Raw genomic sequence first — 20,585 nt, forward strand, 5'->3', positions numbered from 1 at the left:
AACGCCCCTTGAGAGTGTCCAGAAAAACTTGACCACCACAGATTCACGGCGCCCCCCGTACCCCCGCACCCGCCGGCCCAGCTCAGACCAAGCGATGGCCACCGGCTGTTCGCCAGGATGCATGAAGCCGGGCGCAGCCCGGCGCAACGGAATCGCGTGTAATCCTCACCACCAAACCCTGGAAACGAAAAAACCCGCTTTCGCGGGTTTGATCATTTACTGAGTCATGGTGCCCAGGAGAGGACTCGAACCTCCACGAAGTTGCCCCCGCTAGCACCTGAAGCTAGTGCGTCTACCAATTCCGCCACCTGGGCGACTCAGGGGGCGAATTCTGGGCAAGTCCGCGGGGGTTGTCAACGGTTTTGTTAAATTTCTTCACAATCCTGCATGGGCAGCGGCAATGACCCATTCTGCACACCGCCACGCGGTACCATGGGGGTCGATGAAATCAAAGAAACCGACCCGGGGCGCAAAAGCCCCCAAGTCCCCGGCGCCCAAGCAGGCTGCCGGTCCGTCGGGCAAGTCCCGCGCCGCTGCCAAGTCCGGCAAGCTGCCGCCCTGGATGCCCGAGTCCATGAGTACCCCCGCACCTCCCCGTGGCGGCAAGCGCTCCGGCCCCCGCCCGGATGGCCCGCCGATTCCGACCCGTCGCAACCCGCGCCCCAGCGCGCCGGTGGGCAGCGTGGACGATCCCTTCGCCGCCCGCGAAGCCGAACGCTACGCCCAGCCCATCGCCAGCCGCGAAGCGATCCTGCAGCTGCTGGACCGCTGTGATGGCCCGCAGACCGCCGAGGAAATCGGCATCCAGCTTGGCCTGACCGAGCCCGACCGCGCCGACGCGCTGGGCAAGCGCCTGGGCGCGATGGTGCGCGACGGCCAGCTGGTGCAGAACCGCCGTGGCGGCTTCGCCCCGGTGCAGGCCACCAACCTGATCACCGGCGTGGTGATCGCCAACCCCGAAGGGTTCGGCTTCCTGCGCCCGGTCGACGGCGGCGACGACCTGTTCCTGGCGCCGTATGAAATGCGCAAGGTCATGCACGGCGACCGCGTGCTGGCCAACGTCACCGGCATCGACCGCCGCGGCCGACGCGAAGGCAGCATCGCCCGCGTGCTCGAGCGCGGCATGACCCGCCTGATCGGCCGCTTCAGCGTCGAGTTCGGCATCAATTACGTGGTGCCCGATGACAAGCGCATCCAGCGCAACGTGCAGATCCCGCCCGACCAGACCGGCGACGCCCGCGATGGCCAGCTGGTGGTGTGCGAACTGACCCAGGCCCCGGACACCCGTCGCCCGCCGATCGGCCGCATCATCGCCGTGCTCGGCGACAAGCTCACTGCCTCGCTGATCGTGGAAACCGCGATCCACGGCCATGAGCTGCCGTTCGAGTTCCCGCAGCAGGTGCTGGACGAAGCCGCCTCGGTGCCGATGCAGGTGGAGCCGGCGATGATCGGTGACCGCGTCGACCTGCGCAGCACGCCGCTGGTCACCATCGACGGCGAAGACGCCAAGGACTTCGACGACGCGGTCTACTGCGAACCCAACGCCGAAGGCTTCCGCCTGGTGGTGGCCATCGCAGACGTCTCCAACTACGTCCGTCCCGGCACGCCGCTGGACGATGAAGCACAGAAGCGCGCCACCTCGGTGTACTTCCCCGGCTTCGTGGTCCCGATGCTGCCCGAGACGCTGTCCAACGGCATCTGCTCGCTGATGCCCAAGGTCGACCGCATGTGCTTCGTCTGCGACATGCAGGTGAACCGCGACGGCGAAGTCATCCACTCGCGCTTCTACGAAGCGGTGATGAACTCGCACGCGCGCCTGACCTACACCCAGGTCTGGCAGGCGGTGGGCGAAAACGATCCGGCCGCGCGCAATGCCATCGGCGCGCTGCTGCCGCAGGTCGAGCGCCTGCACCAGCTTTACAAGGTGCTGGCCAAGGCCCGCACCCGTCGTGGTGCGATCGAGTTCGAATCCTCCGAAGTGCGCTTCGTGCTCGACAACACCGGCGAAGTCACCCAGGCCGGCATGCTGGTGCGCAACGATGCGCACAAGCTGATCGAGGAATGCATGATCGCGGCCAACGTGCAGGCCGCACGCTACCTGCTGTACAAGCAGGTGCCGGCCCCGTTCCGTGACCACGCCAAGCCGCCGGAAGCCAAGTTCGAGGACCTGCTGGAGTTCCTCAAGGAATTCAAGCTGAGCCTGCCGCCGTGGTCCAAGGTGCAGCCGGGCGATTACACCAAGCTGCTCAAGAAGGTGCGCGAGCGCCCCGATTCGGCGCTGATCGAATCGGTGCTGCTGCGCAGCCAGAGCCTGGCGGTGTACTCGCCGGACAACCAGGGCCACTTCGGCCTGGCGCTGGATGCGTATGCGCACTTCACCTCGCCGATCCGGCGTTACCCGGATCTGCTGGTGCACCGTGCGATCAAGCATGCGCTGAGCGGCAAGCCATTGGAGAAGTTCACCTATACCCAGCGCGAAATGGCCGCGCTGGCGCTGCAGTGCTCCGAACGCGAGCGCCGCGCCGACGAGGCCGAGCGCGAGGTCGACGAGCGCTACCGCGCGGCGTGGATGGAAAAGCACGTGGGCGGCCAGTTCGACGGCGTGATCAGCGGCGTGACCAGCTTCGGCCTGTTCGTGGAACTGGACGATTCCAAGGTCAACGGCCTGGTCCATGTCACCCAGCTGCCGCACGACTATTACCAGTTCGACGCGACCCGCAAGACGCTCAGCGGCGAACGCCGTGGCACCAGCTACCGCCTGGGTGACCGTGTGCGGATCCTGGTGCTCAAGGCCAGCATGGAAGAACGCAAGATCGACTTCCGGCTGGTGGAAGAGAAGGGCGACGAAGAACCCCAGCTGCCGCCACGCGGGCAGCCGGCCAAGCGGAAGAAGCAGAAATACTGAGGGGAGGCGCCCCATGCACCCGGTTCCCGAATTCTCCGGCGGTTGCCAATGCGGCGCGGTCCGCTTCCATGTCCGCGGCGCGCTGCCGGATCGTTCCATCTGCCACTGCCGGATGTGCCAGAAGGCCTTCGGGGCGTACTACGCCCCGCTGGTCTCGGTACGCGGGGCCGATTTCCAGTGGACCCGGGGCGAGCCGCGCCGGTTCCAGTCCTCCAACCACTTCCGGCGGGGCTTCTGCGCCGACTGCGGCACGCCGCTGACCTACGAAGGCGAAGACGGCATGGCCGTGGCCGCCGGCGCGTTCGATCAGCCTGAACGGCTGCCACCAACCGTGCAGTATGGCACCGAGTCCAAGGTGCCGTTCGTGGACCAGCTGGGCGCGCTCGAGGTGATCCTGCAGGAAGACGACCCCGACGCAGAGCGCCTGCGCACACTGGTTTCCCACCAGCACCCGGACCACGACACCCCCCGCTGGCCCCGTTGAGCGTCCGGGCAGGGGCCGGGCGCTGCGGCAGCCGGACCGGCAATGCTCTACCATTACCACCCCCTGTACCGGTCCCGCCCCGCAATGAGCAAGCAAAGCCAGTGGATTGTCGGCGTCAACGCCGTCGCCTCCTCGATCGAGAACGATGCCGAGAACGTCCGCGAAGTGCTCATCGAGGCGAGCGCGAAGAATCCGCGGCTGACCGAAATCGAGGAAAACGCACGCCGCAAGGGCATCGACGTGCGCAAGGTGAACACCCAGGCGCTGGATGGCGTGGGCGGTTCGGTCCGCCACCAGGGCGTGGCTGCGCGCTACCAGGCAGCCCGCACCTACGGTGAGAACGAGCTGGAAGGCCTGGTCGAGGCGGCCGAGGGCAAGGCCCTGCTGCTGATCCTGGATGAGGTGCAGGACCCGCACAACCTGGGCGCCTGCCTGCGCAGCGCGGCGGCCGCCGGTGCCACTGCGGTGATCATTCCCAAGGACAAGTCGGCCACGGTCAATGCCACCGTGCGCAAGACCTCGGCCGGCGCCGCCGACCGCATCCCGGTGGTGGCGGTGACCAACCTGTCGCGCTGCCTGAAGGACCTGCAGAAGCAGGGCGTGTGGATCTACGGCCTGGCCGGCGAAGCCACCACCTCGCTGTATTCGATCGACCTGAAGGGCAACGTGGCGCTGGTGCTGGGCGGCGAAGCCGACGGCATGCGCCGCCTGACCCGCGAAAACTGCGACGGCCTGGTCAAGATCCCGATGCCGGGCGACATCGAGAGCCTGAACGTCTCGGTGGCTGCGGGTGTCAGCCTGTTTGAAGCGGTACGTCAGCGCAGCTGACGCGCCGCTTCAAACCGGCCCGTTGGCGCTGCCCCCCAACGCCTTGAACAGCGTCACGTCGTTGACCAGCTGTTTCTGCTTCACCGACGCCAGCGACAGTTCGGCGTCGCGGCGGGTCTGCTGCGCTTCCAGCCAGGTGCGCAGGTCGGTGGCGCCGACCCGGTAACGCACTTCGTACATGCGCTCGATCTGCACCGCTTCGTCATACGACGCCTGCGACGCCGCCACCTGGGTGGCGAACTGGGTGCGCGCCGACAGCGCGTTGTCCACCTCCGACAGCGCCGTGTACAGCGTGCGCCGGAAGGTGTTGGCCGCGATCTGGTAATCGGTACCGGCGATCTTGGTATCCAACTGCGCCTGGCGGAGGTTGAGGAACGGCAGCGACAGCCCCGCACCCAGCGAGGCCACCGGGTTCTTCAGCACATCCGACAGCGTGGTCGCGCCGCTGCTCACCCCGCCGGTCAGGCTCAAGGCCGGGTAGTAGCTGGTGGCGGTCACCTTGATGTTCTTCAGGCTGTTGCGCAGGCGCAGCTCGGCTGCGCGAAGGTCCGGGCGCCGGCCCAGCAGGTCCGCCGGCAGGCCTTCGGCGATGGCCGGGCTGCCGGCGCTGTCCAGCGCCTGCGGTTCGTCGGCCTGTGGCCATGGCTGGCCATCCAGCAGCACGGTCAGCGCATTGCGGCTGGCCACGCGCTGCTGCTCCAGTACGCTCTGCGCGGCACGCTGTGCTTCCAGCTGCTGGGTGGCCTGGCGCACTTCCAGCCGCGATACCGCGCCGGCGGTGAAGCGGGCCTGCACCAGTTCCCGGGTACGCTGCAGGCGTGCCAGGTTCGCTTCGCCGGCCGCGATGGACTGGTTGAGGTAGGCCAGGGTCCAGTACTGCGTGGCCACGTCGCCGATCACCAGCAGTGCCGTGTTCTGCAGGTCTTCCTCGCTGGCCTGGGCTTCCCACTGCGCGATGTCGCGCTGGGTGCGCAGGCGGCCCCACAGGTCGATTTCCCACTGCAGCGAGACCCCGGCCGAACTGCTGCGGTTCCAGTCGGCGCCCTGGTCGATCGGGCGATTGCCGCTGCTGCCGACGCTGCCCGACGGCTGCGGCCACAGCGCGTTGTCGCTCAGCCCGGCCTGCAGGCGTGCGCGCTGCACCGCCAGCCCGGCCGAGGCCAGGTCGGTGTTGGCCTGCAGCGCACGCGCGATCACGCGGTCCAGCCGCGGGTCGCCGAAGCCGGTCCACCAGGCGTCGTCGCGCACGTCGGTCCGCAGCGGGGAGGGTGCATTGGAGGTTTCCACAGGCGCGTTGCGCTGCGCATCGCCACGGCCGTACACGGCCGGCACGCTGGGCGGGTCTACCTGGTACTGGCCGGTGCTGACGCAGGCCGACAGCAGCAGGGTGGTGGATAACAGGATGGACGTCTTCATTCGCGCGCCAGCGCCTCCACGGGATCGAGTTGGGCCGCATTGCGTGCCGGAAGGAAGCCGAACGCCACGCCGATCAGACTGGAGCACGCGAACGCGGCCACGATCGAGGCAGTGGAGAACAGCATCCTGAAATCAGGGGCGAAGGTGTCGAACACCCAGCCCACCACCAGCGACAGGCCCACGCCCAGCAGGCCGCCGAGCAGGCAGACCAGCACTGCTTCGATCAGGAACTGCTGGCGGATGTCGCTCTGTCGCGCGCCCACCGCCATGCGTACGCCGATCTCGCGGGTGCGCTCGGTGACCGACACCAGCATGATGTTCATCACCCCGATCCCGCCGACCAGCAGCGCGATGGCGGCGATGGCGCTGATCAGCAGGGTCATCGTGCGGGTGGTCTGCTCGATGGTGTCGCGGATCTCGGCGCTGTTGCTGAGGAAGAAGTCCTCCGTGCCATGGCGCATGACCAGCAGCCTGGAAATGGCGGCCTGCGCCGCATCCATCGGGGTGGCATCGTCCACCCGCACGGTGATGCTGGATACATGGCTCTGGCCGAGCATGCGCGACATCACCGTGGTGTAGGGCACCCAGATCGACAGGCTGGTACTGCTGCCAAAGCCCATGCTCTGGCGCTGGGCCACGCCGATCACGCGCACCGGTACGTTGCCCAGCAGGATCACCTGGCCGACCGGGTCGGCGCCATTGGGGAAGAACTGGGTGCGGGTGTTCTCATCGATCACGGCCACCTGCGCCAGCCCCTTCACCGCATCGGCGTCGAAGAAGCTGCCGGCGCTCAGGGTCACGCCCTTGACCCGGAAGAACTGTTCGCCCACGCCGCTGACCTGGGCCGTGGCCGACTGGTTGCGGTAGCGCGCGGTGACCGAAGAGGACACGCTGGGGGTGACGCTGTCGATGTAGCTCTGCCGCGACAGCGCATCGGCATCGCTGGCCTTTAGTGTCTGCACTCTTGCCGAGCGCATGTCGCCGAAGCCGCGCCCGGGGTAGACGTCGATGGTGTTGGTGCCCAGCGCGCTGATGTTCTGCAGGATCTGCTGCTGCGAGCCGTTGCCCATCGCCACCACCGATACCACCGAGGCGATGCCGATGATGATGCCGAGCATGGTCAGGAAGGTGCGCAGGCGGTGCGCGTTCATTGCCAGCAGCGCCATCCGGAACGCTTCGGTGAAGCGGTCGCGGGCGGCGCGCCAGCTGTGGCCTTTGGTGGCGGCCACGGTCGGCGTGCGCTGCGCACGGTAGCTGGGCGCCTTGGGATTGACGCGGTCGGCGATGATCTCGCCGTCGCGGATCTCGATGATGCGCTGGGCGTGCTCGGCCACCGACATGTCGTGGGTGACGATGATGATGGTGTGGCCTTCGGCATGCAGCTCGCCGAGGATGCCCATCACCTCTTCGCCGGATCTGGTGTCCAGCGCGCCGGTCGGCTCGTCGGCCAGGATCACCTCGCCACCGTTCATGAGCGCCCGCGCGATCGACACGCGCTGCTGCTGGCCACCGGACAGCTGGCCTGGCTTGTGCCGCATGCGGTCGCCCAAGCCCAGCCGCTGCAGCAGCTGTTCGGCGCGCGCGCTGCGCACCGGCGCCGGGCTGCCGGCATACACCGAGGGCACTTCCACGTTGCCGCGTGCGTCGAGGTCGCCGAGCAGGTGGTAGCGCTGGAAGATGAAGCCGAAATGTTCGCGGCGCAGTTCGGCCAGTTCGTCCGGCAGCATGCTGCCGGTCTCACGGCCTGCCACCTGGTAGCTGCCGCGGGTGGGGCGGTCCAGGCAGCCGAGGATGTTCATCAGCGTCGACTTGCCCGAGCCGGACTGGCCGACGATGGCCACCATCTCGCCGGCGGCGATGTCCAGGTTGACGTCGCGCAGTACGGCAATGGTTTCGTCGCCGGCCGGGAATTCGCGGCGCAGGTCGCGCAGCCGCAGCAGCGGCGCGCCCGTGGGAGCGGTCTTCATCGACGCGGCCCCATGCCCGGGCCACCCATGCGCATCTGCGCGCCACCGCGGTTGCCGCTGCCGGACGCGGCCGGGGTGGCGCTGCCTTCGCCGACCACGACCTTCTCGCCTTCCTTCAGCCCAGACAGCACCTCCACGCTGGAACCGGTGTTGATGCCGATCCTGACCTTGCGCGGCTGCGGCATGCCATCGGCATCGGCCACGCGCACCACGTATTGGCCATCGCGCGATTTCGGCCCCAGCGCCACCGACGGAATGATCAGCACGCCCTTGGCCTGCTGGAGCAGCACCGACACCTGCGCGGTCATGTCGATGCGCAGCGTGCCGTCCGGGTTCTCCACGTCGAACAGGGCGTTGTAATACACCGCCGTACTGGAGCTGGAACTGGACGAACTGGAACTGCTGGAACTGTCGCTGGCGATCGACGACGGCGCCGGATTGATCTGGCGCAGGGTGGCGTGGTACTTGCGGTCCGGGTCGCCCAGCGTGGTGAAGTACACCGGCATGCCGGCCTTGATCTTGACCACGTCCGCTTCGGAGACCTCGGCATTGACCGTCACCAGGTCCAGCCGCGCCAGCATCACGATGGTCGGTGCGGTCTGGTTGGCATTCACGGTGCGGCCTTCTTCGGCCACCACCGCGACCACGGTGCCGTCCATCGGCGCGGTGATGCGGGTGTAGGCCAGGTTGGCATTGGCCGTGCCCAGCTCGGTCTGGCGGCCCTGGATCTGCGCGTCATAGGCCTTGACCTGCGCACGGGCGGTCTTGAGCGCGGCCTCGGCGCTGTCGAACTCCGCACGCGAGGTGGCTTCGGCCGCCAGCATTTCCTGCTGGCGCGCGAATTCCAGTTCGGCCTGGCGCAGGGTGGCCTGCTGCACCGCGCGCTGGGCGGTGACCTGGTCCAGCGATGCCTGTGCGTTGAGCACGGCGTTGCGCTGGGTGGTGGCGTCGATCTCGGCGATCAGGTCGCCCTGCCTGACGGTATCGCCCAGCTGCACCTTCAGCGATTTGATCTGGCCCGAGGCCTGCGCACCCACGCTGACCAGCTTGTAGGCATCGATCACGCCGGTGGCTTCCACGGTCTGTTCCAGGTCGCCACGGGTCACCGGGCTGGTGGCCAGGGTGGGGGCGCCCGGCTTGCGCAGGGTCCATGCGACAATGCCGCACACCAGCAGGGCCAGGGCGATCAACAGCAGCACGCGGCCGCGACGGGTGGTAGGCAGGCGGGACTTCACGATGATCGTCAACTCGACAGGCCGGCGTGCGGCGTTGTCAGCATTGTGAAGAGCGCCTGTGGAGGGCTCAACGCACGGCATGTAACAGCACGTAACCACGCCCCGGTCCGACGTGTCCTTCTGTATCGTGTGCATGCCTTGAAACATGCATACGCAAACCAGAGGATGCGGTTCAGCTCCCGACAGGGGATCATCGCCGCATGGAGAACACCACTACGATGCAACGCCTGCTGATCGTCGATGACGACAACGACATCCGCCAGCTGCTGGCCGAACAGCTCGGTCGTGCCGGCTACCAGGTCAGCACCGCCAGCGATGGCCAGGGCATGCGCCAGGTGCTGGAACGCGAGCACGTGGACCTGATCGTGCTCGACCTCAACCTGCCGCGCGAGGATGGCCTGACCCTGTGCCGCGACCTGCGCGCGCGCTCGACCACGCCGGTGATCATGCTCACCGCACGCAGCGAGCCGATCGACCGCGTGCTCGGCCTGGAAATGGGCGCAGACGATTACCTGGGCAAGCCGTTCGAACCGCGCGAACTGCTCGCGCGCATCCGCAACGTGCTGCGCCGGACCGAAGCGCTGCCGGCCAACCTGGAACCCTTGGCGATCCGCCGCGCGCGCTTCTCGCACTGGATCTTCGACCTGGAGCACCGCCATCTGGTCGACCCGGACGGGCGCGTGGTGGTGCTGTCCGGTGCCGAGTTCCGGCTGCTGCGGGTGTTCGTCGGGCATGCCAACAAGGTGCTCTCGCGTGAGCAGCTGGTATCGCTGAGCAGCGGGCGCAGCTACGAATCACAGGACCGTGCGATCGACCTGCAGGTCAGCCGGCTGCGCAACAAGCTGGCCGATGACGGCGGCAGCGACGGCCTGATCAAGACCGTGCGCAATGAAGGCTATGTGCTGGCCACGGCGGTCACGCTGGAATGATGCGCCTGCGCCGCTTCTTCGCGTCGATGGTCGGTCGGCTGTTCGTGATCCTGCTGCTGGGCATGAGCGTGGCGGCCGTCGGTGCCACCATGCTGGCCAGTGCCAAGCGGCAGCAGGAATTCGAGCGGCAGAACCTCAACCGCATCGCCGATCGGCTGCAGGGCTTCGTCAACATGCTCGACGGCGACCCGGAACTGCGCGACCGGCTGCTGACGGTGGGCGGGCCGGCGGTGCGCAGCCTGCCCGAAGGGGCGCGGCTGGGGCGCGAGGATGCGGCGTTGATGGGCATCCTCGACGACCGCCCGGGCCCGGTGGCGCATGCCACCGTGCATTTCACCTCGTTCCGTTCGTGCCTGCCCAAGGCGCAGGAACTGTTGCCGCCCCCTCCGCAGCAGCAGCGGCGCCGGCCGCCGCACGAACGCGACCCGGCCTTCATCCCGCCCAAGTGCCGCGCGGTGCAGGTCCCGCTCAGCGACGGCACGGTGTTGTCGCTGGCGCTGGAATCGCCGGCCATCGCCCACAACGGCATCCTCGCGGTGGACCCGCTGTTCCTGACCCTGCTGGTGCTGGCGATTGGCGTGCTGGCCTACGTGGTTGCGCGCATCGCCAGCGCGCCGCTGCAGCGGCTGGCCTCGGCCGCGGCCGAGCTGGGCGACGACCTGCAGCGTGCGCCATTGCCGGTGACCGGGCCGCTGGAAGTACGCCGCGCCGCCGAAGCCTTCAACGCCATGCAGAAGCGCCTGCAGCGCACGCTGGGTGAGCGCACCCAGATGCTGGCGGCGATCACCCATGACCTGCAGACCCCGGTGACCCGCCTGCGGCTGCGGCTGGAAAACGTAACCGACGAAGCCCTGCGCGAGCGCCTGATCGGCGACCTGGGTGCGATGCAGGCGCTGATCCGTGAGGGGCTGGAACTGGCCCGCAGCGCCGAGAGCGCCGAGCCACGCGCCGCGCTGGACCTGGATTCGCTGCTGGAAAGCCTTGTCGAGGACGCGGTCGAGGCCGGCGCCGACGCCCGCTTCGAGCAGGGCAGTGGCGCGGTGCTGATGCTGCGCCCGCTGGCCATGCACCGGTTGTTCTCCAACCTGATGGACAACGCGCTGGGCTACGGCGGCACGGCCCGGGTGCGGGTCGAGCAGGGCGCGGACGGGGTGCGGGTACGGGTGCGCGACAGCGGTCCGGGCCTGGCCGAGGACGACCTGGAAACCGTGTTCGACCCGTTCGTGCGCCTGGAAACCTCGCGCTCGCGGGCGACGGGCGGGGCCGGGCTGGGGCTGACCATCGCCCGCGCGCTGGCCGAGAAGGACGGCGCCACCCTGCACCTGCGCAACCATCCGCAGGGCGGGCTGGAGGCCATCGTGCACTGGCCGGCGCCACCGCGCCCGCCGGCACCCCGCGCCGGCTGATCGCACAGGAGGCAAACGGGCGCGGTTTTGCCTACTATGGGCAACCCCCGCCCGTATTCGCCGCATGAGTGCGCCCGATCTGGCTGGTTTCCACCCCGGCGCCGCGCTGTCCGCGCCGTGCCCTTCCCGCGCCCCTGGCGGATCCTGACGGATGAGCCAAGGGGGAGGCGGGAACCGGTGGCGGCCGGTACATGCAGTAGTGACCGTGCAGCGCCTGTGCCTGGCGCTGGTGTTGCTGTGCCTGTTGATCGGGGTACCGGCCACATCGGCCGCGCAGGATGGCCCCCCGCCGCTGCGCGACTACGCCATCGATGTCTGGACCTCGCGCAACGGCCTGCCGCACAACTCGCTGCGTGACATCGCGCAGACGCCGGAGGGCCACCTGTGGTTCGCCACCTGGGAAGGGCTGGTGCGCTACAACGGGCTGGACTTCACCGTGTTCGACCGCAGCACCCGGCCGGGCCTGCGCGACAACGGGGTGGGCGCGCTGTTCGTCGACCGCGAGGGCGGGCTGTGGATCAGCGATTCGCGCGGCAACGTCACCCGGCGCAGCGCCGACGGCCGCTGGCAGGTGTTCGCACACCAGCCGCCGGCCCCGCAGGTGCTGATCCAGGCCATGCAGATGGACAGCCATGGCCGGCTCTGGCTGCTGTATGAGGGCAATGGCATCGGCAGCCTGACCCGCGACGGCCACTTCGACTACCAGAAGCCGCCGGCCGACGTGCCGATGGCCATGAGCTTCACCAAGCTGGTGGTGGATGCGCAGGACCGGGTCTGGGTGGGCACGCTGGACGGCCTGGTGGTGCGCGGCACCGACGGCGTGCTGCGCCGCGCACCGGAGAGCTACGGCCTCGGCCACGGCCTGGTGTGGCCGTACCGCGCACCCGACGGCGTGCTGTGGATCGTGGCTGGCGAGCGCATCTACCGCATGCTCGATGGCATGCCGCAGTTGCAGCACCGCCTGGCCCCGGGCATGCACATCACCTCGATGCTGCAGGACCGCCACGGCGACCTGTGGCTTGGGACCGAAAACCAGGGGCTGCTGCGCCTGTCGCGGCACGGAGTGGAGCGCCTGCCGGCCGGGCTTTCACTGCCCGGGGGCAGGGTGGTGAGCCTGCGCGAAGACGCCGAAGGCAGCATCTGGGTCGGTGCCAACGGCGGCCTGTACCGGTTGCGCGAAACGCTGTTCAGCAGTTTCACCGAGCGTGACGGGCTCAGCGGCGATTACGTGCGCACCGTGCTGGAAGACCGTGACCGCCAGCTGTGGGTGGGCAGTGCCAGTGGCCTGGACCGGCGCGACGCACAGGGCGTGTTCCATCCGGTGCCGCTGCGCAACCGCGGCGGCAAGACACCGTCCGTGCTGAGCCTGGCCCAGGACCATGCAGGCGGGTTATGGGTGGGGACCTTTGGCGACGGCATCCTGCACCTGGACGGGCAGGGCCGCATGCTGCGCAGCTACGGTGCCGACGACGGCCTTCTCGGCGGCAACATCCGAGCGATGAGCGTGGATCGCGAAGGCGCTGTATGGGCCGGTACCCAGAAGGGCGTCGCCCGTCTCGATGCCAACGGGGTAACCGTGCCGACCGTGCCGGGCATGCCCACCGGCCTGGTCACCGCGCTGGCCCACGATGCCGAAGGCGACCTGTGGGTGGGCACCATCGAAGGCATCAGCGTGCTGCGCGGCGATCATGTGCAACGCATCGACCTGGCTCCGCTGGGCGGCGGTCGCAGTGTGTTCGGTTTCCAGCAGATCGGCGATGCGATGTGGATCAGCAGCGACCGCGGCCTGTACCGCTACCAGGACGGCACCCTGTCACGGGTGGGGCTGGAGCAGGGCATGCCGGTCGATACCGTGTTCCAGCTGGTACCGGACCGGGTCGGCAACGTCTGGATCAGCAGCAACCGTGGCGTGCTGCGCACCGACATGGCCATGCTCAACGACGTGGCTGACGGGCGCACGCGGCGGATCGAGGTCGAGCATTACAACGAAATCGACGGCATGGCCAATTCGCAGGCCAACGGCAGCTCCGGCCCCTCGGCGATCCTGCGCCAGGACGGCACGTTCTGGGTGGTTACCGCCGGCGGCCTCAGCACGGTGGACCCGCTGCGCCTGCAGCGCTTCCGCGAACGGCTGGCACCGCCGGCGGCGATCGAGACGGTGCTGGTCGATGGCGTGCCGCTGCACTGGCAGGGCGCCAACCACAACACGCTGCCCGGTGGTCGCCGGCTCAGCATCAGCTACGTGGGCCTGAGCTATCTCATGTCCGAACGCATCCGCTACCGCACCCGGCTGGAAGGCCTGGACAGCGCGTGGATCGAACGCGGCCAGCAGCGCAGCGTGGAATTCATCGGCCTGCCGCCGGGCGATTACACCCTGCACGTGTCCGCCGCGCACCCGGGCGGTACCTGGGGCGACAGCGAGGCGGTGTGGTCGTTCACGGTGGAACCGTTCCTGTGGCAGCGGCGCAGCGTGCAGTTCGTCTGTGGCCTGCTGCTGCTGGCCGGGCTGGTGGCGTTGTACCGCTACCTGATCAAGCGTTACAAGGCCAGCAACGTACGCCTGGCACGCAAGGTCGATGCCGCCACCCGCGACCTCAAGGCGCAGACCGCCAGCCTGCAGGCGTTGAACGAAGAGAAGACCCAGCTGGCCGCGCGTTTGGCAGTGCAGGCCGAACAGTTCGAGCGGCAGGCGCGCGAGGATGCGCTGACCGGGCTGCCCAACCGCCGCGCGTTCGACGAAGCGCTGGCGCGCGACTTCGCCCGCTCGCAACGCAGCGGCCACCCGCTGTGCCTGGTGGTGCTGGACATCGACCACTTCAAGGAAGTGAACGACCAGCACAGCCACAGCGTGGGCGACGTGGTGCTGACCGAAGTGGCGCGGGTGATCGCGTCGGCCTGCCGTGATTCGGACATGCCCGCGCGCACCGGCGGTGAGGAATTCACGCTGCTGCTCAACGACACCCGCCTGGCCGAAGCGGCACAGGTCTGCGCGCGCCTGCGCGGGCTGTTCCATGACCATCCGGACTGGGCCGGCGTACCGGGCCTGCAGGTGACCTTCAGCGCCGGGCTGGTCGAACTGGAGGCCGGGGACCGCACCCCGATGCTGCTCTACCAGCGCGCCGACCGCGCGCTGTACCGTGCCAAGAGCGAAGGCCGCGACCGCACCGCGATCGGCTGATCAGGGGCGCGGCCAGGCGTTGGCGATCTTGCAGAACAGCTTGGCGGTCTGCTCGGTGTCATACACCGCGCTATGCGCTTCTTCCGCATCCCACCCAAGACCGGCAGCCGTGGCCGCCCGTGCCAGCACGGTCTGGCCATAGGCGATGCCGGCCATGGTCACCGTGTCGAACACGCTGAAGGGGTGGAACGGGTTGCGCTTGTGCCCGACCCGGTTCACCGCCGCATTGATGAAGCCCAGGTCGAAGTGCGCGTTGTGTCCGACCAGGATGGCGCGCTGGCAGCCGTACTTCTTCACCGCCGCGCGCACCGGCGCGAAGATGTGGTCCAGCGCGTCCTTTTCCGCCTTGGCCAGCCGGAACGGATGGTCGAGGATGATGCCGGTGATCTCCAGCGACTTCGGGTCGATGTCCAGCCCTTCGGCCGGCACCACGTGGGCGCTGGCGGTCTGCCCGGGAAAGAGCAGGCCGTTGTCGTCCATTTCGATCGGCACCGCGGCGATCTCCAGCAGCGCATGGCGCTGGCTGTCGAAGCCGCCGGTTTCCACATCCACCACCACCGGCAGGAAGCCACGGAAGCGGGTCGCCATCATGCGCTGGGCGGCAGAGGGCATGTCTTCAGCGGCCACCGGCGCGCCGGTGGTCTGGGTGGGGTCTTGAGTCATGCAGCGAGTTTAGCAGAGCGGCCTGACCGTCCCATGGCGGCGGTGCCAGACCGCCACGCCAAGCAAGGCGGTGCCAACTGTGGCCAACACCAGGGCCGGACCCGGCAGCAGCCACCCCAGCGGCCAGGCGGCGGCCAGCGCCAATCCGCCCCAGGCCAGCGCGTCGGCCCGGCCGCGCGGATCCCGGAGCAGCCAGCCATCCACGCTCAGCCGCCCGGCGCCCTGCAACAGCAGCGGCAGCAGCATGGCGATGAACAACAGCGGCAGCTTGAAGTTGCCCTGGCCCTGGTCGCTGATCGCATAGCCCTGCGCCAGCGTGGCCAGCGAGTCCCACTGCGCAGGCCAATGGACGGCGGCGGTTGCCACGACCGTGAGCCCGATCAGCAGCGCGGCGGTGGCCCGGGTGGCCACGCCCAGCAGCAGGCAGATGCCGCCGATGAGTTCGATCCACGTCGCCGCCTGCCAATTGAACTCGGCCGGCAACCAGCGCAGTGGCAACGGAAAGTGCGATTGCACGTTGTCGAACCAGTTCACCCCGCGCCATTTCTCCAGCCCGGATTCCAGATATTCCCAGGCCAGCAGCACGCGCAGTCCCAGTGGCGCAAGCCAGGCGCCGAGTCCATCGAGACGGGGGCGCAGGGTGGAAGCAAGGCAGCGGGGGAAATGCATGGGGACAGCCCGGTAAGTGGAGGTCCCTTGAAGAGGGCCGGCGCGCGATGAACGATGCGGGCGCCGGCGGCATCGTTCAGCCGTGGGTTGGGGACCGGGCAGGACCGATCACACTGGTCGCGAGCAACTGCGCCAACAGGGCACGTCCGGCCGGTTCCAGCCCGGCCGGGTCCAGTCCATTCGCCTCGGCCAGCTGCGCAAGGTGCGCGGCGCCGCTGCGGTGTCCGGGGGCCTCCATCTGGATCAGCAGCTGCCACGCCAACGGGCTGAGCTGCGAAAACACGATGCGGCCATCGGCCAGCCGGCGTGCCAGCAGGAAGGTCGGTTCGGGCGGCGGGTCCACCGGCTGGAAGGCTGCCCCGATCTGCTGCACCGGCCACTGGTACGCCAAGGGCCATGCCAACGGGGAACGCTGCAGCAGGCAGCGCCAGGCATCGATATCCGGACGAGGCGGTTCGAGCGGCAGCGCATCCTGCGACTGCAAGGCCAGTTCCACCCATTCGTAATGCGCCAGCTCGGCCAGGAACGGACGCGGCAGCGTGTCCTGCCGCTGCAGCCACTGCACGAACTCGGCAGCGACCTCGGTGAACAACGGCGAGGCGCAGCGGTGCTCGATGAAGTAGCGCCGGCACAGCGCCTGCCATTCCGCGCCGTCCAGCATCTGCAGCAGTACCGGGAAACTGCTGCCCAGCAGCGCCTGCAGGTTGTTGAACAGCAGATCGCGGTAGATCTGCAGCCGCCGCGGCTCCAGGTCGGGAGGCGACGGTTCATGCGCCGGATCGCGCAGGTGGCGGGTCAGGGCGAACTGCTGGTCACGCAACAGGTCGCTCATGCCGCCGCATCCAGGATGCGGCGCATCTGCCGCAGCTCCGCCTGCAGTTCGGCATACGGCGGCAGGTTGAAGTCGCGTTCGAGCAGGCCAGGGCGCGGGCCGAACCGGGCGCAGGCATGTTCCAGCAGCGCCCACACCGGCCCCACCACGGGGCTGCCATGGGTGTCGATCTTCAGGTCATCGGCTTCATCGAAGTGCCCGGCCACATGCAGGCAGACGATGCGTTCGGCAGGCAGGCCATCGATGTACGCGACCGGGTCGAAGCCATGGTTGATGGCGTTGACGTAGACATTGTTGACGTCCAGCAGCAGGTCGCAGTCCGCTTCCTGCAGCACCGCCGTGGTGAATGCCAGTTCGCTCATCGCCGCATGCGGGGTGAGGTAGGTGGATACATTCTCCACTGCGATGCGCCGGCCCAGCCGGTCCTGCACCTGTGCGATGCGGCCCGCGGTGTGGCGGATGGCCTCGTCGGTGAACGGCAGCGGCAGCAGGTCGTACAGGTGGCCGTCGTCGCTGCAGTAGCTCAGGTGTTCGCTGTAGAGGCGCACACCGTGTGCGTCCAGGAAACGCCCGACCTGGTCGATGAACGCCACGTCCAGCGGCGCGCTGCCGCCCAGCGACAGTGACAGTCCATGGCAGGTCAGGGGATGGCGCGCGCTGAGCCCGCGCAGGCGCTCGCCCATCACGCCGCCCAGCCCGATCCAGTTCTCCGGCGCGCACTCGAGGAAATCGAAATCGCCCGGCGGTGCCTGTTCCAGGTCATCGAGCAGGGCGCGGCGCAGCCCCAGTCCCACCGCCGTTGCAGGCAACGGCAGTGGGCGTGCAGGGCTCACGCGGGTGCGCGGATCAGTGCCCGGCACCGCACTTGCCTTCGCCGCACTTGCCTTCGGCGGTCTTCTTGGCGGCAGGCGCTGGCTTGGCCTTGGTCTTGTCGGCGCCACACTTGCCTTCGCCACACTTGCCCTCTGCGGGCTTCTTGTCGGCAGCATGCGAGGTGGCCTTGTCGGCACCGCACTTGCCTTCGCCGCATTTGCCTTCGGCCGTCTTGGAATCGGCTTTGGGCGCGGCCTGGGCAGCCAGGGCGTAGCCCTGGGCCAGGTCGGTCATCGACAGGGCCGAGGCGGTCCCGGCCAGGCCGAGGCCGCCGGCAAGCGCGGCACAGGCCAGCAGGGAAGCGTGTTTGGTGGAGAGGGTCATGCGCAAAGCTCCTTGTAATGCCCTTTCATGGGCAGGGGTGTTGCCGGGGAAGCATGCCGGATTGCCGGCACGCGGGGAACATCAGGCCAGGTACTCGCGGGCCATGACGCGGGCGCGGTGCAGCCGGGCCTTGATGGTTTCGGGGGTAGTGGCCAACCGTGCGGCCAGTTCGGCGATCGACAACCCCTCCAGGTCGCGCAGCAGGATCACTTCGCGGTAATGGGCGGGCAGCGATTCGAGCGCAGCGGCGCAATCGCGGCGCAGGTCCAGGTTGTCGCGCTGGGCCGGCGGCAGGATCTCCTCGCGCAGTTCTTCGTGCCGCCACTGGCAGCGCGCACGCTTGAGCCGGTTGCACTCGCGCTTGACGATGCGGAACGCCCACGAGGTGAAACACTCGACCAGGCGCAGGTCGCACAACCGTCGTGAAACGGTGATCAGGCTTTCCTGCACGGCGTCCTCAACATCGTTGATGACGCAGTGGTACTCGGCATAGCGGCGCAGGTGCTGGCGCGAATGGCGCAGGACGCGGTCCAGCGCGGCGCGGTCGCCGCGATGGGCGGCGGCAAGTTCGTGCGGGCAGAGGCGGTGCATGCGGTCGGCGGATCCTGTTCAACGTGGCACAGGATAAGAGCGTGCGCGGGGCCGCAAGGATGCGCGGGTCGCCGGTCTGAGACAGGGGCGATTCAGTACCAATGGTGCGTTCGCGACATTACCGGATGTTCGCGACACTCCGGGACGGCGATGACCCGGCCGCAAACGCAGACGCGCCGGGAGGACCCGGCGCGTCGCGTGGACTGGGCTGTCGCCAGTGAATCAACGGCCGTTGAGCACCACGTCGGCGATCAGGCCGGTGGCGACCGCGATCAGCACGTAGCGGTCATCTACCTTGCGCCACTGCTGGCCGCGCTTGGGCGCATGCAGGCCGTGGCGCTTGTAGTCGCTTACGTACGCGCCACGATGATCCTTGTCCAGGTGGCCGCCACGGCGCGGCGGATCGTGGCGGTCGTGCCCGCGCGACGGGCCATGGCTGCGGTCATCGCGCTGGTCATGGCGGTCGCGGTTGTCGCGGTCGTCATGGTGGGGCGGGGCGGCGAAGGCGGAACCGGTCGCGGCAAGCAGGGTCAGCGACAGCGTAGCGGCGAGGAAACGTTTCATGGTGCAGGCCCTCTGGAGCGGTGGGGTGGAACGCAGGTCCAGAGTGGGATTTTTCAGCTGAATAGGCAATTAAAAAAGGCCGATACGCAGTATCGGCCTGTATCGGCGTGTAACACGCGCCGGCGCGTGCTTACAGGCGCTCGGTACTGGTCTCGTCGCGCTTCTCGCGCGGCGGCAGCGCCTGCTCGCCGTGCACCAGGAACCACACGTTCTCGGCGATGTTGGTGGCGTGGTCGCCCACCCGTTCCAGGTTCTTGGCCATGAACAGCAGGTGGGTGCACGGGGTGATGTTGCGCGGGTCTTCCATCATGTAGGTCAGCAGCTCGCGGAACAGCGCGGTGTACTGCGCGTCCAGCCGGGCATCGTCCTCGCGCAGCGCCAGCGCGGCGGCGGCGTCGTTGTCGCGGTAGGCCTCGATGGCACGCCGCACCTGCTGGGCGGCCAGCCGGCCCAGCGACCGCAGGCCCTGGATCTGCGGCAGCGGCGGCACTTTGCTCAGCGCGATCGAGCGCTTGGCGACGTTGGCCGCATAGTCGCCGATCCGCTCGATGTCGGCCGGGATGCGCAGGCCGGCCAGGATCTCGCGCAGGTCGCGCGCCATCGGGCCGCGCAGCGCCAGGCGCATCACGTCATGGCTGATCTGCTGCTCCAGGCTGTCGATCGCCTCATCGTTGGCGATGATGCGCTGGGCAGCGTTGTCGTCGCGGCGCTCGATCACGTCCAGCGCCGCTTCCAGCTGCGCTACGGACATTTCGCCCATGCGCACGATTTCGGCCACCAGCCGCTGCTGTTCTTCGTCGTAGCTCTTGACGATGTGGTCGTTCGGAATGTTCATTGTGATGTGCTCGATTGTCTGGTTGGTGGCATCGTCGCGCAAACGGCCTGGCTCAGCCGAACCGCCCGGTGATGTAATCCTCGGTCTGCTGCTTGTTCGGCTGCGAGAAGATCACTTCGGTGCGGTCGTGTTCGATCAGGTCGCCCAGGTACATGAAGGCGGTGTAGTCGGACACGCGCGCGGCCTGCTGCATGTTGTGGGTCACGATCACGATGGTGTAGTCGTGCTTGAGCTCTTCCACCAGCTGCTCGATGCGGCTGGTGGAGATCGGGTCCAGCGCCGAGGTCGGCTCGTCGAGCAGCAGCACGTCCGGGCGCAGGGCCACGGCACGGGCGATGCACAGGCGCTGCTGCTGGCCACCGGACAGGCCCAGCGCGCTCTGGCCGAGCTTGTCCTTCACTTCGTCCCACAGCGCACCTTGGCGCAGCGCATGTTCGACGCGGTCGTTCATGTCCGCCTTGGACAGCTTTTCGTGGTGGCGGATGCCGTAGGCGACGTTCTCGAAGATGGTCATCGGGAACGGCACCGGCTTCTGGAACACCATGCCGACCTTGCTGCGCAGGCGATTCATCGGGTACCTGGGCGAGAGGATGTTCTCACCATCCAGCAGCACTTCGCCGCGCGCTTCCAGCTTCGGGTACAACGCGTAGATGCGGTTGAAGATGCGCAGCAGGGTGGACTTGCCGCAGCCGGATGGACCGATCAGCGCGGTGACGCGCTTCTCGGGCACTTCCAGGCTGATGTTCTTCAGTGCATGGAACTTGTCGTAGTAGAAATCCAGGCCACGGGCGGCCAGCTTGATCGGCGCAGGGTTGCCCAGCGATTCATGCGAGGCCGGCACCGCGATGCGCTGCATCGGCACGGCATTGGTGAGGTCGTTCATGGC

At 68.2% G+C, this 20,585-nt stretch carries 18 protein-coding genes and 1 tRNA gene; 6 read left to right on the forward strand and 13 right to left on the reverse strand.

Annotation, left to right across the window (positions count from 1 at the left end):
- Positions 1-227: 227 nt before the first annotated feature.
- Positions 228-314 (reverse strand) — tRNA-Leu (locus SOM39_RS17945).
- Between the two features lie 248 nt (positions 315-562).
- On the opposite strand from SOM39_RS17945, the gene rnr reads away from it, so the two are divergent.
- The 3 genes from rnr (at position 563) to rlmB (ending at position 4,217) form a co-directional block, all read left to right on the forward strand.
- Complete coding sequence (gene rnr, locus SOM39_RS17950; RefSeq protein ID WP_414715902.1) at positions 563-2,905, forward strand: ribonuclease R; 2,343 nt, start codon at positions 563-565, stop codon at positions 2,903-2,905.
- A gap of 13 nt (positions 2,906-2,918) precedes the next feature.
- Positions 2,919-3,389, forward strand: coding sequence for a GFA family protein (locus SOM39_RS17955; RefSeq protein WP_320459149.1), 471 nt, complete (start codon positions 2,919-2,921; stop codon positions 3,387-3,389).
- An 84-nt stretch (positions 3,390-3,473) separates the two neighbouring features.
- On the forward strand, positions 3,474-4,217 hold the full coding sequence (rlmB, locus tag SOM39_RS17960) for a 23S rRNA (guanosine(2251)-2'-O)-methyltransferase RlmB (protein ID WP_068850558.1): 744 nt from the start codon (positions 3,474-3,476) through the stop codon (positions 4,215-4,217).
- A gap of 9 nt (positions 4,218-4,226) precedes the next feature.
- Here the strand turns inward: rlmB and SOM39_RS17965 are convergent, their stop codons facing one another.
- Genes SOM39_RS17965 through SOM39_RS17975 form a run of 3 tightly spaced genes read right to left on the reverse strand, consistent with a single transcriptional unit; the run spans position 4,227 to position 8,835 of the window.
- A complete protein-coding gene (locus SOM39_RS17965) occupies positions 4,227-5,633 on the reverse strand; it encodes a TolC family protein (protein WP_320459150.1) in 1,407 nt (468 codons plus the stop codon).
- On the reverse strand, positions 5,630-7,600 hold the full coding sequence (locus SOM39_RS17970) for a MacB family efflux pump subunit (protein ID WP_307107199.1): 1,971 nt from the start codon (positions 7,598-7,600) through the stop codon (positions 5,630-5,632). Before SOM39_RS17970 ends, SOM39_RS17965 begins: the two co-directional genes overlap by 4 nt.
- Entirely contained in the window at positions 7,597-8,835 is a 1,239-nt protein-coding gene (locus tag SOM39_RS17975; RefSeq protein ID WP_320459151.1) for an efflux RND transporter periplasmic adaptor subunit, read from the reverse strand. Before SOM39_RS17975 ends, SOM39_RS17970 begins: the two co-directional genes overlap by 4 nt.
- Before the next feature lie 218 nt (positions 8,836-9,053).
- Here SOM39_RS17975 and SOM39_RS17980 point away from each other — a divergent pair, with 218 nt between their 5' ends.
- The 3 genes from SOM39_RS17980 (at position 9,054) to SOM39_RS17990 (ending at position 14,348) form a co-directional block, all read left to right on the forward strand.
- Positions 9,054-9,764 (forward strand): response regulator, encoded by a 711-nt coding sequence (locus SOM39_RS17980; protein ID WP_095363782.1) that lies wholly within the window; start codon positions 9,054-9,056, stop codon positions 9,762-9,764.
- Positions 9,761-11,170 carry an ATP-binding protein gene (locus SOM39_RS17985; RefSeq protein WP_320459152.1) on the forward strand — a complete coding sequence of 470 codons (1,410 nt, stop codon included), beginning with the start codon at positions 9,761-9,763 and terminating at the stop codon, positions 11,168-11,170. The genes SOM39_RS17980 and SOM39_RS17985 overlap by 4 nt, the downstream gene beginning before the upstream one ends.
- A gap of 151 nt (positions 11,171-11,321) precedes the next feature.
- Positions 11,322-14,348, forward strand: coding sequence for a two-component regulator propeller domain-containing protein (locus tag SOM39_RS17990; protein WP_320459153.1), 3,027 nt, complete (start codon positions 11,322-11,324; stop codon positions 14,346-14,348).
- On the opposite strand, the gene rnt is transcribed toward SOM39_RS17990, so the two are convergent.
- From rnt to pstB, 9 genes are all read right to left on the reverse strand, one after another.
- Positions 14,349-14,936 carry a ribonuclease T gene (gene rnt / locus SOM39_RS17995; RefSeq protein WP_068854601.1) on the reverse strand — a complete coding sequence of 196 codons (588 nt, stop codon included), beginning with the start codon at positions 14,934-14,936 and terminating at the stop codon, positions 14,349-14,351.
- A gap of 84 nt (positions 14,937-15,020) precedes the next feature.
- Complete coding sequence (locus tag SOM39_RS18000) at positions 15,021-15,680, reverse strand: DoxX family protein (RefSeq protein ID WP_095363779.1); 660 nt, start codon at positions 15,678-15,680, stop codon at positions 15,021-15,023.
- A 76-nt stretch (positions 15,681-15,756) separates the two neighbouring features.
- Positions 15,757-16,512, reverse strand: a complete 756-nt coding sequence (locus SOM39_RS18005) for a DNA-binding domain-containing protein (RefSeq protein WP_095363778.1) — start codon at positions 16,510-16,512, stop codon at positions 15,757-15,759.
- Positions 16,509-17,372 (reverse strand): DUF692 domain-containing protein, encoded by an 864-nt coding sequence (locus SOM39_RS18010; protein WP_414715898.1) that lies wholly within the window; start codon positions 17,370-17,372, stop codon positions 16,509-16,511. Before SOM39_RS18010 ends, SOM39_RS18005 begins: the two co-directional genes overlap by 4 nt.
- Positions 17,359-17,709, reverse strand: a complete 351-nt coding sequence (locus tag SOM39_RS18015; protein ID WP_068850577.1) for a hypothetical protein — start codon at positions 17,707-17,709, stop codon at positions 17,359-17,361. The genes SOM39_RS18010 and SOM39_RS18015 overlap by 14 nt, the downstream gene beginning before the upstream one ends.
- A gap of 81 nt (positions 17,710-17,790) precedes the next feature.
- The gene (locus SOM39_RS18020; protein WP_068850579.1) at positions 17,791-18,300 is read right to left on the reverse strand and encodes an RNA polymerase sigma factor; all 510 of its coding nucleotides are present in this window, start codon (positions 18,298-18,300) and stop codon (positions 17,791-17,793) included.
- A gap of 222 nt (positions 18,301-18,522) precedes the next feature.
- Positions 18,523-18,864, reverse strand: a complete 342-nt coding sequence (locus tag SOM39_RS18025) for an RcnB family protein (RefSeq protein WP_320459155.1) — start codon at positions 18,862-18,864, stop codon at positions 18,523-18,525.
- Between the two features lie 130 nt (positions 18,865-18,994).
- Entirely contained in the window at positions 18,995-19,699 is a 705-nt protein-coding gene (gene phoU / locus SOM39_RS18030; protein ID WP_068854604.1) for a phosphate signaling complex protein PhoU, read from the reverse strand.
- Between the two features lie 52 nt (positions 19,700-19,751).
- Entirely contained in the window at positions 19,752-20,582 is an 831-nt protein-coding gene (gene pstB / locus SOM39_RS18035) for a phosphate ABC transporter ATP-binding protein PstB (RefSeq protein WP_320459203.1), read from the reverse strand.
- Between the last annotated feature and the right edge of the window lie 3 nt (positions 20,583-20,585).

Origin of the sequence: Stenotrophomonas sp. CFBP8994 (assembly GCF_034044835.1) — a bacterium.
Lineage (GTDB): Bacteria > Pseudomonadota > Gammaproteobacteria > Xanthomonadales > Xanthomonadaceae > Stenotrophomonas > Stenotrophomonas rhizophila_A.

Coding starts and splice junctions, on each gene's coding strand:
- rnr (WP_414715902.1), top strand. CDS start 563: ATGCCCGAGTCCATGAGTACCCCCGCACCTCCCCGTGGCGGCAAGCGC.
- SOM39_RS17955 (WP_320459149.1), top strand. CDS start 2,919: ATGCACCCGGTTCCCGAATTCTCCGGCGGTTGCCAATGCGGCGCGGTC.
- rlmB (WP_068850558.1), top strand. CDS start 3,474: ATGAGCAAGCAAAGCCAGTGGATTGTCGGCGTCAACGCCGTCGCCTCC.
- SOM39_RS17965 (WP_320459150.1), bottom strand. CDS start 5,633: ATGAAGACGTCCATCCTGTTATCCACCACCCTGCTGCTGTCGGCCTGC.
- SOM39_RS17970 (WP_307107199.1), bottom strand. CDS start 7,600: ATGAAGACCGCTCCCACGGGCGCGCCGCTGCTGCGGCTGCGCGACCTG.
- SOM39_RS17980 (WP_095363782.1), top strand. CDS start 9,054: ATGCAACGCCTGCTGATCGTCGATGACGACAACGACATCCGCCAGCTG.
- SOM39_RS17985 (WP_320459152.1), top strand. CDS start 9,761: ATGATGCGCCTGCGCCGCTTCTTCGCGTCGATGGTCGGTCGGCTGTTC.
- SOM39_RS17990 (WP_320459153.1), top strand. CDS start 11,322: ATGAGCCAAGGGGGAGGCGGGAACCGGTGGCGGCCGGTACATGCAGTA.
- rnt (WP_068854601.1), bottom strand. CDS start 14,936: ATGGCGACCCGCTTCCGTGGCTTCCTGCCGGTGGTGGTGGATGTGGAA.
- SOM39_RS18000 (WP_095363779.1), bottom strand. CDS start 15,680: ATGCATTTCCCCCGCTGCCTTGCTTCCACCCTGCGCCCCCGTCTCGAT.
- SOM39_RS18005 (WP_095363778.1), bottom strand. CDS start 16,512: ATGAGCGACCTGTTGCGTGACCAGCAGTTCGCCCTGACCCGCCACCTG.
- SOM39_RS18015 (WP_068850577.1), bottom strand. CDS start 17,709: ATGACCCTCTCCACCAAACACGCTTCCCTGCTGGCCTGTGCCGCGCTT.
- SOM39_RS18020 (WP_068850579.1), bottom strand. CDS start 18,300: ATGCACCGCCTCTGCCCGCACGAACTTGCCGCCGCCCATCGCGGCGAC.
- SOM39_RS18025 (WP_320459155.1), bottom strand. CDS start 18,864: ATGAAACGTTTCCTCGCCGCTACGCTGTCGCTGACCCTGCTTGCCGCG.
- phoU (WP_068854604.1), bottom strand. CDS start 19,699: ATGAACATTCCGAACGACCACATCGTCAAGAGCTACGACGAAGAACAG.
- pstB (WP_320459203.1), bottom strand. CDS start 20,582: ATGAACGACCTCACCAATGCCGTGCCGATGCAGCGCATCGCGGTGCCG.